General features: G+C 74.0%; 12 protein-coding genes and 2 pseudogenes. 10 read left to right on the forward strand and 4 right to left on the reverse strand.

The features are described from left to right. Positions 1-12: 12 nt before the first annotated feature. Both msrA and ACN27A_RS26670 read right to left on the reverse strand, forming a co-directional pair. Positions 13-684, reverse strand: coding sequence for a peptide-methionine (S)-S-oxide reductase MsrA (gene msrA / locus ACN27A_RS26665; protein ID WP_357579068.1), 672 nt, complete (start codon positions 682-684; stop codon positions 13-15). A 628-nt stretch (positions 685-1,312) separates the two neighbouring features. After that, positions 1,313-1,723, reverse strand: a complete 411-nt coding sequence (locus ACN27A_RS26670) for an HIT family protein (RefSeq protein ID WP_421457309.1) — start codon at positions 1,721-1,723, stop codon at positions 1,313-1,315. A 121-nt stretch (positions 1,724-1,844) separates the two neighbouring features. Here ACN27A_RS26670 and ACN27A_RS26675 point away from each other — a divergent pair, with 121 nt between their 5' ends. The 3 genes from ACN27A_RS26675 to ilvA are packed head-to-tail and all read left to right on the forward strand — an operon-like array spanning position 1,845 to position 5,671. After that, a complete protein-coding gene (locus tag ACN27A_RS26675; RefSeq protein ID WP_421457310.1) occupies positions 1,845-2,987 on the forward strand; it encodes a cystathionine gamma-synthase in 1,143 nt (380 codons plus the stop codon). Between the two features lie 15 nt (positions 2,988-3,002). Continuing rightward, positions 3,003-4,400 carry an amidase gene (locus tag ACN27A_RS26680; RefSeq protein WP_421457311.1) on the forward strand — a complete coding sequence of 466 codons (1,398 nt, stop codon included), beginning with the start codon at positions 3,003-3,005 and terminating at the stop codon, positions 4,398-4,400. A 50-nt stretch (positions 4,401-4,450) separates the two neighbouring features. Beyond that, positions 4,451-5,671, forward strand: a complete 1,221-nt coding sequence (ilvA, locus tag ACN27A_RS26685) for a threonine ammonia-lyase (RefSeq protein WP_421457312.1) — start codon at positions 4,451-4,453, stop codon at positions 5,669-5,671. A 112-nt stretch (positions 5,672-5,783) separates the two neighbouring features. Here ilvA and greA read toward each other — a convergent pair whose 3' ends face one another. Both greA and ACN27A_RS26695 read right to left on the reverse strand, forming a co-directional pair. Next, positions 5,784-6,281, reverse strand: a complete 498-nt coding sequence (gene greA, locus ACN27A_RS26690) for a transcription elongation factor GreA (protein WP_132233490.1) — start codon at positions 6,279-6,281, stop codon at positions 5,784-5,786. A 155-nt stretch (positions 6,282-6,436) separates the two neighbouring features. Then, complete coding sequence (locus ACN27A_RS26695) at positions 6,437-6,871, reverse strand: DUF4307 domain-containing protein (RefSeq protein WP_357579072.1); 435 nt, start codon at positions 6,869-6,871, stop codon at positions 6,437-6,439. A gap of 191 nt (positions 6,872-7,062) precedes the next feature. Here ACN27A_RS26695 and mca point away from each other — a divergent pair, with 191 nt between their 5' ends. The 7 genes and pseudogenes from mca to purE all read left to right on the forward strand — a co-directional run bounded on the left by mca (position 7,063) and on the right by purE (position 14,864). Beyond that, the gene (gene mca / locus ACN27A_RS26700; RefSeq protein ID WP_121396513.1) at positions 7,063-7,944 is read left to right on the forward strand and encodes a mycothiol conjugate amidase Mca; all 882 of its coding nucleotides are present in this window, start codon (positions 7,063-7,065) and stop codon (positions 7,942-7,944) included. 48 nt (positions 7,945-7,992) lie between these two features. Next, a complete protein-coding gene (locus ACN27A_RS26705) occupies positions 7,993-8,286 on the forward strand; it encodes a hypothetical protein (RefSeq protein ID WP_421457313.1) in 294 nt (97 codons plus the stop codon). Positions 8,287-8,528: 242 nt separating this feature from the next. Then, positions 8,529-10,997, forward strand: coding sequence for a putative bifunctional diguanylate cyclase/phosphodiesterase (locus tag ACN27A_RS26710; protein ID WP_421458621.1), 2,469 nt, complete (start codon positions 8,529-8,531; stop codon positions 10,995-10,997). A gap of 81 nt (positions 10,998-11,078) precedes the next feature. Next, positions 11,079-12,309: pseudogene (locus ACN27A_RS26715) on the forward strand (thioredoxin domain-containing protein); the annotation flags it as partial. 59 nt (positions 12,310-12,368) lie between these two features. Then, positions 12,369-13,073, forward strand: a pseudogene (locus ACN27A_RS26720) (hypothetical protein); the annotation flags it as partial. A gap of 77 nt (positions 13,074-13,150) precedes the next feature. After that, positions 13,151-14,332, forward strand: a complete 1,182-nt coding sequence (locus tag ACN27A_RS26725; RefSeq protein ID WP_421457314.1) for a 5-(carboxyamino)imidazole ribonucleotide synthase — start codon at positions 13,151-13,153, stop codon at positions 14,330-14,332. A 40-nt stretch (positions 14,333-14,372) separates the two neighbouring features. After that, positions 14,373-14,864, forward strand: a complete 492-nt coding sequence (purE, locus tag ACN27A_RS26730) for a 5-(carboxyamino)imidazole ribonucleotide mutase (RefSeq protein WP_421457315.1) — start codon at positions 14,373-14,375, stop codon at positions 14,862-14,864. The last annotated feature ends 251 nt before the right edge of the window (positions 14,865-15,115 follow it).

Here is a 15,115-nt window from a genome sequence, read left to right on the forward strand (position 1 = left end):
ATGAAACACGCCTTAGTGAAGGTCGGACGGCACCCGGGCGACGCCGACGGGGCAGCTCAGCCCGTTCGGGCCGTGGTTGCAGTACCCGTTCGGGTTCTTCGTGGGCGCCAGGTACTGCTGGTGCATGTCCTCGGCGAAGTAGTACTGGCCGAGCCGGTCGATCTCGGTGGTGATCTCGCCCTTGCCGGCCCGCGCCACGATCGGTGCGAACGCGTCCCGGGACGCCTGGGCGGTGGCGAGCTGCTCGTCCGTGGTCACGTAGATCGTCGACCGGTACTGGGTGCCCACGTCGTTGCCCTGGCGCATCCCCTGGGTCGGGTCGTGGTTCTCCCAGAAGACCTTCAGCAGGTCCTCGTAGCTGATCGTCGCGGGGTCGTAGACCACCTGGACCACTTCGGCGTGCCCCGTCATCCCCGAGCACACCTCCTCGTACGTCGGGTTCGGCGTGATGCCGCCCGCGTAGCCGGCGGACGTGGTGATCACACCCGGCAGCGTCCAGAACAGCCGCTCGGCGCCCCAGAAGCAGCCCATGCCGAACACGGCCACCTGTGCGCCCTCCGGGAAGGGACCCTTGAGCGGGGTGCCCAGCACCTCGTGCCGGTCCGCGATCGGCATCGCGATCAGGCGACCCGGCAGGGCCTGGTCGGAGGTGGGCAGTTCGGCCTTCATGCGGCGCAGGAACACGGTGGGACTCCTCTCGTAACTCTCCCAGCGTGCAACACCGCCGGATCCGCCTTCCTTACCCGCTCCACCCACACTCAGGCGACCGCCGCCCACGAGAAGGTCACAGTCGCTCCCCCGGGCGGCGGTGGGGCGCCCGGGCCGGTCACGTCCGCCGCCCGCTCCGTTACTCACGGCGACATTGTTCGCCGGCTGCGCCTTCCTCGCCTCACCCGCTTTGCTCTGCATCCCTATATGCAACAGTCACGCTGGGTGGTGACTGGTCCTGTCGTGGCGGCGCGGGCGTTTCGTGTCGTGGCAGGTCAGTGGCGTGGTGCGGATATGGCTGCAGAGCAAAGGGCGTGAGATGGTATCCCGAGCGTCCCGGGTATCCGTCGCAGAGCGTGACGTCTGGTCATCGCTACCGTGCGTGACGAAGGGGGTCGAGAGGTGGCGCACCAAAGGGGTCCTGCCGCCCCGGTTCGCTGCCCGCCACGCCTGCCCCGCTTCGCGTGGGCTGTCGCGTTCGCCCCGGTTCTCCGCCCGCCCAGCCTGCGTCTGCCCGCTCCGCTGGCGTCTGCCCGCACCGCCGGGCTCTGCCCCCTCCGCCGGCCCCCGCCCGCCTCCGCCCACTGCGGGCGGCTGGGCGGCGTCAGAGGGCCGCGGTGATGCGGGCGGCGTAGGTCTCGGCCTCGGCGTCGTCGGCGTAGCGGGTGCGCGGCCAGAAGAAGCCGCGCAGGCCGTCGCCCTTCGTCCGCGGCACCACGTGGGTGTGCAGGTGCGGGACGGACTGGGACACCTTGTTGTTCATCGCCACGAACGTCCCACCGGCCTCCGTGCCGGCCTCCACGGCGACCGCGAGCCGCCGCACCAGGCCGAAGTAGCCGGCCAGCGCCTCGGCGGGCAGGTCGGCCAGGGCGACCAGGTGTGTGCGCGGCACCACCAGCACGTGCCCCTTGAAGACCGGCCGGGTGTCCAGGAACGCCACCCCGTCGGGCTCGTCGGCGACCCGGAAGGCGGGCGTCTCGCCGGTCACGATCCCGCAGAACACGCACCCGCTCATCCGCCCAGGCTATGCCGGCCGCCAGGATGGGAGACGGCCCCGCGCCGGCCCGCCGCCGTGGGCGCGGACCCGACAGCACCGTTCCGTTCCAGCCTTCGGGACGGGGGATTAGCCTCACGGGATGAGTCACGGCTTCGACACGCTCGCCATCCACGCCGGCCAGGACCCCGAGGCCCGCACCGGCGCGGTGATCCCACCGATCTACCAGACCAGCACCTACGCCCAGGACGCCGTCGGCGCGCCCCGGCTGGGCTACGAGTACAGCCGCTCCGGCAACCCGACCCGCGACGCCCTCCAGGAGTGCCTCGCCGCGTTGGAGGGCGGCCCGGTCGGGCTCGCCTTCGCCAGCGGCCTCGCCGCCGAGGACACCCTGCTGCGTACCGTCTGCAAGCCGGGCGACCACGTGGTGATCCCCGACGACGCGTACGGCGGCACGTACCGGCTCTTCGCCCGGGTGGCCGAGCGCTGGGGGCTGGACTTCACCCCGGCGAAGGTCTCCGACCCCGACGCGATCCGGGCCGCCGTCGAGCCGGGCCGGACCCGGATCGTCTGGGTGGAGACGCCCACCAACCCGCTGCTCGGCATCGCCGACATCGCCGCGCTGGCCGGCGTCGCGCACGACGCGGGCGCCCTGCTGGTCGTCGACAACACGTTCGCCTCGCCGTACCTCCAGCAGCCGATCGCGCACGGCGCGGACGTGGTGGTGCACTCGACCACCAAGTACATCGGCGGCCACTCCGACGTGGTCGGTGGCGCGCTGGTCGCGGCCGACGCCGGGCTCGGCGAGGAGCTGCGCTACCACCAGAACGCGATGGGCGCCATCAACGGCCCCTTCGACGCGTGGCTGACCCTGCGCGGCATCAAGACCCTGGGCGTACGCATGGACCGGCACTGCGACAACGCCGAGCGGATCGCGGCCTACCTGGACGGGCACACCAAGGTCGGTCAGGTCATCTACCCGGGGCTGCCCGCGCACCCGGGCCACGAGGTGGCCGCGAAGCAGATGCGCCGCTTCGGCGGCATGATCTCGTTCCGGGCCGCCGGCGGCGAGGAGCACGCCGTCGAGATCTGCAACCGGACGAAGCTCTTCATCCTCGCCGAGTCGCTCGGCGGCGTGGAATCCCTGATCGAGCACCCGGGCCGGATGACACACGCAAGTGCTGCCGGCTCGCCGCTTGAAGTTCCCGGCGATCTCGTGCGACTGTCTGTCGGCATCGAGACGGTCGACGACCTGCTCGCCGATCTGGAGCAGGCGCTGGGCTGACCGCTGGCTGGGAGGGTGGCCGTGCAGGACATCATGCCGACCTGGGTGGGGGCGACCGCCAAGCAGATCGCCCGGGGCGTACGCCGGGGCGACGTCACGGCCACCCAGGTCGTCGCCGACCACCTGGACCACATCGCCCGGGTCGACGCCGACCTCGCCGCGTTCCGCACGATACGCGGCGGGGAGGCGATCACCGAGGCGGAGAAGGTCGACGAGCAGGAGGACCTGGCCAACCTTCCGCTGGCCGGGGTGCCGGTGGCGGTGAAGGAGAACACCCCCGTCGCCGGGCTGCCCACCTGGAACGGGTCGGCGGCGGTGCGTACGCCGGTGGCCGAGGCCGACCACGAGGTGGTCCGGCGGCTGCGCGGTGCCGGCGCGGTGATCCTCGGGGTGACCCGGATGCCGGAGCTCGGCCTCTGGGGCCTCACCGACGACGAGACGGCCGTGACCCGCAACCCCTGGGACACCCGGCGTACCCCCGGCGGCTCGTCCGGCGGCGCGGCCGCGGCCGTGGCCGCCGGCCTGGTGCCGATCGCCCACGGCAACGACGGCCTCGGCTCGATCCGCATCCCGGCGGCCTGCTGCGGCCTGGTCGGGCTCAAGCCGGGCCGGGGCGTGGTCCCGTGCCAGCTCGGCGCGGACGACTGGTTCGGGCTCACCGAGCACGGCATGCTGACCAGCACGGTCGCCGACGCGGCCGTCGGCTTCTCGGTGCTGGCCGGCCGCCGTCCGGACAAGCTGGTGCCGCCGCAGCGGCTGCGGGTGGGCGTCTCACTCCGCTCGCCCGTGCGGGGCGTGCACGCCGACGCGCCCAACCGGGACGCGGTCGCCGCCGCCGGGCGGCTGCTCGCGGCGGCGGGCCACGACACCGTGCCGGCCGACCCGGTCTACCCGACGGCCCTGGGCCTGCAGGGCATCGCCACCTGGTTCGCCGCGGCGGCCGCCGACGTCCGCGCCGCCGGGTTGGACCGGCGTGGCCTCCAGCGGCGCAGCCGCCGGCACGTCGCCCTCGGCGAGTGGGCGCAGCGGCGGGGGTACGTCCGGGAGGCCGACCGGGCCGCCTGGCGCGAGCGCTCGATCGGCTTCTTCGCCGACCACTCGGTCGACCTGCTGCTCACGCCCGCCCTGGCCACCGCGCCGCCGGAGGCCGACGGCTGGTCCGGCCGGTCCTGGCGGGCCAACATGCTGACCAACGTCAGGTACGCCCCGTTCGCCGCGCCGTGGAACATCGCCGGCCTGCCCGCGCTGGTGGTGCCGGTCGGCCGCCGCCCGGACGGGCTGCCGGTCGCGGTGCAGCTGATCGGCCCGCCCGGCAGCGAGCTGCTGCTCCTCGGCGTCGCCGGCCAGTTCGAGATGCAGGCCCCCTGGTCCCGCCACGCCCCCGGCTACCCGCGGATCCCCGCCCCCGTCTGAGAGGTGGCGTGCCGCGCGTCGGCGCGGGAGGCGGGTGGCACGATCAGGGCATGACGGAACTGGTCGGTCTCGCCGACGTACGGGCCGCGCGGGAGCTTCTCGCCAACGTCGTCCGCACCACCCCGCTGGAGCCCTCCCGGCCGCTCAGCGCGGCGCTGGGCGGGCCCACGTGGCTCAAGTGCGAGAACCTGCAACGCGCCGGCTCGTACAAGGTGCGCGGCGCGTACGTGCGGATCTCGCGGCTGTCGGAGGCGGAGCGGGCCGACGGGGTGGTCGCGGCGAGCGCCGGCAACCACGCCCAGGGGGTCGCGCTCGCCGCCGGCCTCGTCGGTACGCACGCCACGGTCTTCATGCCGGTGAACGCGCCGCTGCCGAAGGTCGCCGCCACCAAGGGCTACGGCGCACAGGTCGAGCTGGTCGGCAACACCGTCGACGAGTCCCTGGTCGCGGCGCAGACCTACGCCGAGCGGACGGGCGCGACGCTGATCCACCCGTTCGACCACCGGGACGTGATCGCCGGCCAGGGCACGGTGGCCCTGGAGATCCTCGAACAGTGCCCCGAGGTCAGGACGATCATCACGGGGGTGGGCGGCGGCGGGCTGGTCTCCGGCATGGCGGTGGCGGCCAAGGCGCTGCGGCCCGACGTGCGGATCATCGGGGTGCAGGCCGCCGGTGCCGCCGCCTTCCCGCCCTCCCTGGTGGCCGGCGAGCCGGTACGCCTCCCGGCGTTCGGCACCATCGCGGACGGCATCGCCGTCGGCCGGCCGGGGGAGCTCACCTTCACCCACGTCCGCAAGCTGGTGGACGAGATCGTCACGGTCTCCGAGGAGGACATCTCCCGGGCGCTGCTGATGCTGCTGGAGCGGGGCAAGCAGGTGGTCGAGCCGGCCGGCGCGGTGGGCGTGGCCGCGCTGCTGGCGGGCGTCGTCGAGGTGCAGGCGCCGGTGGTGGCGGTGCTCTCCGGCGGCAACATCGACCCGCTGCTGATGCTGCGGGTGATCGAGCACGGCCTCGCCGCCGCCGGGCGCTACCTGCGGGTGACGGTGCGCTGCTCGGACCGCCCCGGCCAGCTCGCGTCGCTGCTCGGCGAGATCGCCGAGCACCGGGCGAACGTGGTGGACGTGGAGCACCAGCGGGCCAACCCGCACCTGCGCCTGGGCGAGGTGGAGGTGGCCCTGTCGGTGGAGACCCGGGGGGTCGAGCACTCCGACACGCTGATCAGCGCGTTGCGGGCCAGCGGCTACCAGGTGGTCTTCGCCGGCGAGGCGTGACACCGGGACCGGTGCCACGCCTCGCGGGGTCGCTCGTCGTCGCCGCCCGGCCGGATCGGCGCCCGGGCGGCCGTGTCGCCAGCCCGGGCCGCTCCGGCCCGGCGGCGGGGACTCAGCCGGAGAACGGCTCGAAGCTGACCACGGTCACCTTGATGTCGGCCCCGCTGGGGGCCGTGTAGGTGCAGGTCTGGCCGGCCCGACCGCCCAGGATCGCCTGGCCCAGCGCCGACTCCGGGCTGTAGACCGTCAGCTCGGTGGTCGACGCGATCTCCCGGGAGCCGAGCAGGAAGGTCTCGGTGTCGTCCTTGTCGTCGTCGAAGTAGATCGTCACGACCATGCCGGGCGACACCGCGTCGGCGGCCTGCGCCCCGCCCACCTTGGCGGTGCGGAGCAGCTCCTTGAGGTAGAGGATGCGCCCCTCGGCCTTGCCCTGCTCCTCGCGGGCGGCGTGGTAGCCACCGTTCTCCCGCAGGTCGCCCTCCTCGCGGCGGGCGTTGATCTCGGCGGCGATGACCGGCCGGTTGGCGATCAGCTCGTCGAGCTCGCCCTGGAGCCGGTCGAACGCGTCCTGGGACAGCCAGGTGGCGGGCGCCTCGTTGCCAGTGGACACAGGCGTTCTCCTCGTTCGTGCGTGCTGGCTGACAGGTGAACTTCCAAGTTACCAGTGCGGTACGACACAGGGCGCGCTCGAACGCCGGCGCTACCCCCGGTGCCCGGGCCGCCGAGGCTGTCCGGGCCGCGCGCCCGAGCCCGCGCCGTGGCCGCTCAGCCCGCGGGCCGGCAGCGCAGCACCTCGCCGACGAAGGGGCGGGCGGTGGTGGCCAGCCGGTGCTGCGCGGTCGCCTGCCGCTGGTCGGGGCGGGCGGTGACCGTGACCTCTTCCCGGCCGACCTCGGCGCCGTCGCGGTCCCGGGCGCGCAGCAGGCAGACCGCCGAGCCCCCCTTCGGCAGGGTGACCCGGAAGTCGACAAGCACCTGGCTGTCGGTTATCCCCGTGTAGGTGATCACCTCGGCGTCGTAGTTCGGGTCGCCGTACTGCCGGTAGAGCCGCACCGCGACCAGGGTCATGACCGCGACCAGGGCGACCACCAGCAGCGCCACCAGCAGCGGCCGGCGACGCCCGGGTTCCCGGCGGCGGCCGTACCGGCCGGGCGGGAAGGCCGGCGCGCCCGGCGGAAGTGTGGCGTGCGTCTCGGTCACCGGCGGGTATCTCCTGGCGTCGTTGTCGGGGGCATCGGCAAGAATGGCAGAGTTCCATCTTCCCAGCCCGTCACGTCGTCAAATATGACAGGTCGGCACCGGCAGGTCCCGGCGCGGGGGGAAGATTCCGGCAGGTCAGCCGGGCGGTCCCGCGGGGGGTCCGCCGGGGCCAGAGACGAGGAGCGCCGACGTTGGCAGAGCAACTGCGACTGATGGCCGTCCACGCACACCCCGACGACGAGTCGAGCAAGGGCGCCGCGACCATGGCGAAGTACGTCGCCGAGGGCGTGGACGTCCTGGTGGTCACGTGCACCGGCGGCGAGCGCGGCAGCGTGCTGAACCCGAAGATGGACCGACCGGACGTCTGGGCCAACATCGCCGACGTCCGCCGGGCGGAGATGGACGCCGCGCGGGCGATCCTCGGCGTCGAGCAGGCGTGGCTCGGCTTCGTCGACTCCGGCCTGCCCGAGGGCGACCCGCTGCCGCCGCTGCCCGAGGGCTGCTTCGCCCTCCAGGACGTCGAGGTGGCGGCCGGCCCGCTGGTGCGGCTGATGCGCCAGTTCCGTCCGCACGTCGTCACGACGTACGACGAGGAGGGCGGCTACCCGCACCCCGACCACATCATGACCCACAAGGTCAGCGTGGCCGCGTTCGAGGCCGCAGGCGACCCGGAGCGCTATCCGGAGCTGGGCGAGCCGTGGCAGCCGCTGAAGCTCTACTACGACATCGGCTTCTCCAAGGGCAAGATCATGGCGCTGCACGAGACGCTGCTCGCCGCCGGCCTGACGTCGCCCTACGAGGAGTGGATCAAGCGCTGGGAGGACCGCCCCGACAAGGGCCCCCGGATCACGACCCGGGTCGAGTGCGCCGACTACTTCCCGGTCCGCGACGACGCGCTGCGCGCCCACGCCACCCAGATCGACCCGGACGGCTTCTGGTTCCAGGTGCCGATGGAGATGCAGCGGCGGGCGTGGCCGACGGAGGACTTCGAGCTGGTGCGCTCGCTGGTCGACAGCCCGCTGCCCGAGTCGGACCTCTTCGCCGGGGTACGCGAGACGGCCCATGCCCGCTGATCCGGGCCGGGGCTACCCTGGTCACCAACCGCACACCGGAGGAACGCCATGCTGACCGCCGCAGAGGTGCTCGCCCAGAACAACTTCGGGGACACCCGCACGGGTGGCCTGGCCGGGCCGATGGGCCTCTTCCTCATCCTCGTTCTGGCCACCGCCACCGTCCTGCTCATCCGCAACATGAACTCCCGGCTGCGTCGGCTGCCCGACCGGTTCCCCCAGCAGGGCCCGCCGGCGACCACCGACCAGGCGGACGCGGCAGTCGTCGATCCGACAGATGGTGCGCTGACGCAGGATTCATCCTCCGCCGCTCCCACCGGGCGTCAGCAGCGTCGCAACGGCTAGTCCGCCCATGATTCACGTCGAACCCGGTCGTCGCCCCCTGTTGCGGCCACCGGGTTTGCCTTAGCCTCTCGCCGGGGGGACCAAGAGTTCCCGAGCCGTGCGCGGGAGGGGGCGCCGATGACCACCACACCAGCGGCCGCCCGTCGTACCGGCGAGCGGCCCGCGGGCGGAGCGGCCCGGTGACCTCCGGCAGGGCCGGCGAGTCGACCGACCGGGTCGGAGCCCGCGGCACCCCCGCGCGGCTGCTCCTGCTCACCGCCGCCGTCGCGCTGACCGCGCTGGTCGCCGCCGGGCTGGGGTGGACCGCCCCGACCCACCTTCCCGCCGACGACCCGCTCGGCGGGCCGGCCCGCTTCGGCCTCGCCGTCGCCGTGTTCGCCGTCGCCCAGCTGGCCCGGCTGCGCTTCCGCACCGCCGCCGGGATGGTGAGCATCACCTGGGGCGAGGCCGCGCTGATCATCTGCCTCTACCTGACGCCCACCGGCTGGCTCCCCTCCGCCGCGCTCCTCGGCGCCGCGCTCGCCTGGTCGGCCATGTCGCTGCTCGGCGACCGGCGGCCGGTGCTGGAGGTCGTCCGGATCACGGCGTCGCTGACCGCCGCCACCGCCCTGGCCGTCTCCGTCACCACCGTGCTCGGCGAGCCGCTGCTGGCGACGCCGACCCCGGCGCTCGCCCTGGCCGTGCTCGCGGGCTCGGTCACCTACCTTCTCGCCACCGCCTGGCTCGGCGGCGCCACCCTGGCGCTGCGGCACGGCATCCCCGTGGGGCCGCCGCTGCTCGCCGCCCTGCGGGGCAAGCTGCTGATGTTCGTCGGCAACGTGGCCGTCGGCCTGGTCGTGGTGGCGCTCCTGGAACTCGACGCGCGCTGGCTGCTGCTGCTCCCGCCGCCGCTCTGGCTGCTTCAGCAGACGTACCGGCACCGGCTCCGCGCCGACCAGGAACGGCGCACCTGGCGGGCCTTCGCCGAGGCCACCGCCGCGCTCAACCAGCTCGACGAGCGGGGCGTCGCCACGGCCGCCGTGACGGGCGCGCTGACCCTGTTCAACGCCGAACTCGTCGACGTCGACGTGGCCCGGGGCGACGGCCGGTGGCGGCGCTACCGCGGCGACCCGGGCGGCCAGCTGGTCGACCGGGAGGTCGCACCGCCCGGCCGGACCGAGCCGGAGGACCACGAGCTGGTGCGTACCCTCTCCGTGGGTGCCGCCCAGGTAGGCGAGCTGCGGGTCCGGTTCCCGCGCTGCGCGCCCCCCAACGCCCGGGAACGCGACGCCGTGGCCGCGTTCGGCGACGCGCTCGCTGCCGCGCTGCACGACGCCGCGACCCACCGCGAGCTGCGCCTGGTCACCGCCCGCTCGTCGTACGAGGCGGTGCACGACCAGCTCACCGGGCTGGTGAACCGGTCGGCCCTGCTCAGCAAGGGCGACCAGGCGCTGCGCCAGCTCGCCCACGACCACCCGGTGGCGCTGCTGCTGCTCGACATCGACCAGTTCAAGGAGGTCAACGACACCCTCGGGCACGCGGCCGGCGACCAGTTGCTGCGGTTGACCGCCAACCGGCTGGGTGCCCTCGCCCGCCCCGGGGACCTGCTCGCCCGCCTCGGCGGCGACGAGTTCGCGCTGCTGCTGACGTCGGTCCCGGTGATCGGCGACCGGGCCGCCCCGATGGCGTACGCGCTGCGGCAGGCCCGCGAGATCGCCGAGCGGCTCGCCGCGCCGACCGAGGTGGCCGGGGTGCGGATGTCCGTCGAGGTCTCCGTCGGGGTGGTGGTCGCCGACGCCGGCACCGCCGACCTGACCGAGCTGCTGCGCCGGGCCGACATCGCCATGTACCAGGCCAAGGAGGGCGGCGGCAGCGTCGCCGCGTACGACTCCGCCCGGGACGCCGCCAGCACCGACCAGCTGGCCCTGCTGGCCGAGCTGCGCGAGGCGCTGAAGACCGACGACCAGCTCGTGCTGGCGTTGCAGCCGGCGGTCGACCTGACCACCGGCGCCCCGACGGGGGTGGAGGCGCTGATCCGCTGGCGGCACCCGCGCCGGGGCTGGCTCGGGCCGCACGACTTCATCCGCCCGGTGGAGAACAGCGAGCAGCTCGGCACCTTCACCCGCTACGTGCTGGACAAGGCGCTCGCCGTCGCCGCCGGCTGGGCCCGCGACGGGCTCGACGTGCCGATCTCGGTCAACCTGTCGGCGCGCAGCCTGCTCGACCCCCGCCTGCCCACCGAGATCGCCGACGCCCTGCGCCGGCACCAGGTGCCGCCGGACCGGCTGGTCCTGGAGATCACCGAGACGGTGGTGATGAGCGAGCTGGAGGTCATCGACGAGGTGCTCGCCACCCTGCGGTCGATGGGCGTGCAGCTCGCCGTCGACGACTTCGGCACGGGCTTCTCCTCGCTGACGTTCCTCACCCGGATCGCGGTGGACGAGCTGAAGGTGGACCGTTCCTTCGTGATCCGGATGGCAGACTCCCCCGAGGCGGCGGCGATCGTACGGACCACCGTCGGCCTCGCCCACGAGCTGGGGCTGCGGGTGGTCGCCGAGGGCGTGGAGACCGCCGAGCAGCGCCTCGCGCTGGCCGAGCTGGGCTGCACGGCCGCCCAGGGCTACCACTTCTTCAAGCCGATGCCGGCCGACAAGATCGGGGCGGTCCTCGGCACCCTGCTCGACGAGGCCCGCCCCAACGTCTTCCCGCTGCGCGCCGACGGCGCCTCCTGACCCCACCCGCCGCACTGCGGGGGAGGGCCGGTCCACGTCGGAGCGCGGGCGGGCGCGTCACCGGGTGGTTATGGTCGTCGGGTGAACCGACTCGCTGACGCCACGAGCCCGTACCTGCTCCAGCACGCCGACAACCCGGTCGACTGGTGGCCGTGGTGCGACGAGGCGTTCGCCGAGGCGAAGCGCCGGGACGTGCCGGTGCTCATCTCGGTCGGCTACGCCGCCTGCCACTGGTGCCACGTGATGGCCCACGAGTCGTTCGAGAACGAGCAGGTCGGCGCCCTCATGAACGACGACTTCGTCTGCGTCAAGGTGGACCGCGAGGAACGGCCCGACGTCGACGCCGTCTACATGACCGCCACCCAGGCGATGACCGGGCAGGGCGGGTGGCCGATGACCGTCTTCGCCACGCCCGACGGCACCCCGTTCTTCTGCGGCACCTACTTCCCCCGGGCGAACTTCGTCCGGCTGCTCCAGTCGGTCGCCGCGGCCTGGCGGGACCAGCGCGACGCCGTCGTCCAGCAGGGCGCCGCCGTGGTCGAGGCGATCGGCGGCGCGCAGGCCGTGGGCGGGCCCACCGCGCCGCTGGACGCCGCGCTGCTCGACGCCGCGGCCGACCAGCTCGCCAAGGAGTACGACGAGGTGAACGGCGGTTTCGGCGGCGCGCCGAAGTTCCCGCCGCACATGAACCTGCTCTTCCTGCTGCGGCACCACCAGCGCACCGGCTCGCCGCGCAGCCTGGAGATCGCCCGGCACACCTGCGAGGCGATGGCCCGGGGCGGCATCTACGACCAGCTGGCCGGCGGCTTCGCCCGCTACTCGGTCGACGGGCACTGGACGGTGCCGCACTTCGAGAAGATGCTCTACGACAACGCGCTGCTGCTGCGGGCGTACACCCAGCTCTGGCGGCTGACCGGCGATCCCCTCGCCGCCCGGGTCGCCGCCGAGACCGCCGCGTTCATGATCGACGACCTGGGCACCCCCGAGGGCGGCCTGGCCTCCGCCCTCGACGCCGACACCGAGGGCGTCGAGGGGCTCACCTACTCCTGGACGCCGGCCCAGCTCGTCGAGGTGCTGGGGGAGGACGACGGCCGCTTCGCCGCCGACCTGTTCGCGGTCACCGACGAGGGCACGTTCGAGCACGGCACGAGCGTGCTGCGGCTGGCCCGGGACGTGGACGACGTCGCGCCCGAGGTGGCCGCGCGGTGGGAGCGGATCCGGGCCCGGCTGCGCGAGGTCCGCGACGCCCGGCCCCAGCCGGCCCGTGACGACAAGGTGGTCGCCGCCTGGAACGGGCTCGCGGTCACCGCGCTGGTCGAGCACGCCGCGCTCACCGGGGATCCCGTCACCGCCGCCGCGGCGGTCCGGATCGGCGAGGTGCTGGCCGACCGTCACCTCGTGGTCGGGCGGCTGCGCCGCGTCTCGCGCGGTGGGGTCGTCGGCGAGCCGGCCGGGGTGCTGGAGGACCACGGCTGCGTGGCCGAGGCGTTCTGCGCCCTGCACCAGCTCACCGGCCAGGGCCGCTGGCTGACCCTGGCCGGTGGACTGCTCGACGTGGCGCTGGAGCGGTTCGCCGCGCCGGGCGGTGCCTTCTACGACACCGCCGACGACGCCGAACGGCTGGTCAGCCGACCCGCCGACCCGACCGACAACGCCACCCCGTCCGGGCGCTCGGCGATCGTCGCGGCGCTGGTCGCGTACGCGGCGCTGACCGGGGAGACCCGCTACCGGGAGGCCGCCGAGGCCGCCCTGTCGACCGTGGCGCCCATCGTCGGCCGGCACGCCCGGTTCACCGGCTACGCGGCCACCGTCGGCGAGGCGCTGCTCTCCGGGCCGTACGAGATCGCGGTGGTCACCGACGAGCCGACCGGGGACCCGCTGGTCGCGGCGGCACACCGGCACGCCCCGCCCGGCGCGGTGATCGTGGCGGGCTGCCCGGGCCAGCCCGGGGTGCCGCTGCTCGCCGACCGGCCGATGGTCGACGGGCGGCCCACCGCGTACGCCTGCCGGGGTTTCGTCTGTGAGCGCCCGGTGACGACGGTGGACGACCTGGTCGGCCAGCTCGCCCGGCGTTGAGCCGCCCGGCTGCGGCGGTGGGTGTTCGGCCATCCGGCGGCGCGGGTGGCGGGTCGTCCCGATAGGCTGGCGCCGCTATGGATTCCCGTACCGGTCTGCCCGTTGTCGGCATGGTGGGCGGCGGCCAGTTGGCCCGGATGACCCACCAGTCCGCGATCGCCCTCGGCCAGTCGCTGCGCGTGCTCGCGCTGGCCCCCGACGACGGCGCCGCGCTGGTCGCCGCCGACGTCCAGTACGGCGACCACACCGACCTCGCCGCGCTGCGCACCTTCGCCAAGGCCTGCGACGTGGTCACCTTCGACCACGAGCACGTCCCCACCGAGCACATCCGCACGCTGGCCGCCGAGGGCGTGAAGCTCTTCCCGCCGGCCGACGCGCTGCTGCACGCCCAGGACAAGCGGGTCATGCGGGAGCGGCTCGGCGAGCTGGGTGCGCCGAACCCGGCGTGGCGAGGAGTCGCCGAGCCCGCCGACCTGGTGGCGTTCGGCGACGAGATCGGCTGGCCCGTGGTGCTCAAGGCGGCCCGCGGCGGGTACGACGGCCGGGGCGTGTGGCTGGTCGACGACGCGGCGCAGGCCGAGGAGCTGGCCACGACCCTGCTGGCCGGCGGCACCCGGCTGATCGTCGAGGAGCGGGTGCCGCTGCGCCGGGAGCTGGCCGTGCAGGTGGCGCGCTCGCCGTTCGGGCAGGTCGCCGCGTACCCGGTGGTCGAGACGGTGCAGCGCGACGGCATCTGCGTCGAGGTGCTCGCCTCCGCACCCGGCCTGCCGGAGGAGCTGGCGGTCGCCGCCCAGCAGCTCGCCATCGACCTGGCCACCGCGCTCGGTGTGGTCGGCCTGCTCGCCGTGGAGCTGTTCGAGGTCGCCGACCGGGCCGCGCCGGGCGGCAGCCGGATCGTCGTGAACGAGCTGGCGATGCGGCCGCACAACTCGGGGCACTGGACCATCGAGGGCGCACGCACGTCGCAGTTCGAGCAGCACCTGCGGGCGGTGCTCGACTACCCGATGGGCGACACCTCGCTGGCGGCTCCCGTGGTGGTGATGGCGAACGTGCTCGGTGGCGAGCCGGGCGGCATGTCGATCGACGAGCGGCTGCACCACCTCTTCGCGGCCGAGCCGGGCGCCAAGGTGCACCTCTACGGCAAGCAGGTGCGGCCCGGCCGCAAGATCGGGCACGTCACGGTGCTCGGGGACGACCTGGACGACGTACGGACGCGGGCCGCGCGAGCCGCCCGCTGGTTGCGGGAGGGGCGGGCGTGAGCTTGCGGGCCCCGCAGTCGCGAGTGGAAGGCAGGCACGCGTGAGCACCGTTGGGCTGATCATGGGCAGCGACTCGGACTGGCCGACGATGAAGGCCGCCGCCGAGGTGCTGGACGAGTTCGAGGTGCCGTACGAGGTCGAGGTCGTCTCGGCGCACCGTACGCCGATCAAGATGATCGACTACGGGCGCGCCGCAGCCGACCGGGGCCTGAAGGTCATCATCGCCGGAGCGGGTGGCGCCGCCGCCCTGCCCGGGATGGTCGCCTCGGTCACCCCGCTGCCCGTGATCGGCGTCCCGGTGCCGTTGAAGCACCTCGACGGGATGGACTCGCTGCTCTCCATCGTGCAGATGCCGGCCGGGGTGCCGGTGGCCACCGTGTCGATCGGCAACGCCCGCAACGCGGGGCTGCTCGCCGTCCGTGTCCTGGCCGCCGCCGACCGCGCCCTGCTCGACCGCATGTCGGCCTACCAGGCCGACCTGGAGCAGTTGGTCGCCGAGAAGGACGCGGCCCTGCGCGCCTCCCTCGCCTGACCTTTCCGCGCCCGGACGGACCCTGGGACTCGTCGCTGTCGGTGATGGGTGCCGGTGTTGCGCAGGGTTACGGTGGCGGCTCGGGGTGCCAACCCCTCCTCCGGCCCTTTGCTCTGCATACCTCCGCGCGCCAGCGTCCTGAGCTGGGGTTTTCGCGAAGCCGCAGTGGTTGACGATTCACGCATTCGTCACGCCCGGTCACTGTTGCATCGATGGGTGCAGAGCAAAGGGGAGACGGGGCATGCGCGCGG

The sequence above is a fragment of the Micromonospora sp. WMMD737 genome, from assembly GCF_049179055.1.
Classification (GTDB): Bacteria; Actinomycetota; Actinomycetes; order Mycobacteriales; family Micromonosporaceae; genus Micromonospora; species Micromonospora reichwaldensis.

Bases quoted from the DNA above. Each gene is read 5' to 3' on its own strand.
- ACN27A_RS26670 (WP_421457309.1), bottom strand. From the start codon at position 1,723: ATGAGCGGGTGCGTGTTCTGCGGGATCGTGACCGGCGAGACGCCCGCC.
- ACN27A_RS26675 (WP_421457310.1), top strand. From the start codon at position 1,845: ATGAGTCACGGCTTCGACACGCTCGCCATCCACGCCGGCCAGGACCCC.
- ilvA (WP_421457312.1), top strand. From the start codon at position 4,451: ATGACGGAACTGGTCGGTCTCGCCGACGTACGGGCCGCGCGGGAGCTT.
- ACN27A_RS26705 (WP_421457313.1), top strand. From the start codon at position 7,993: ATGCTGACCGCCGCAGAGGTGCTCGCCCAGAACAACTTCGGGGACACC.
- ACN27A_RS26725 (WP_421457314.1), top strand. From the start codon at position 13,151: ATGGATTCCCGTACCGGTCTGCCCGTTGTCGGCATGGTGGGCGGCGGC.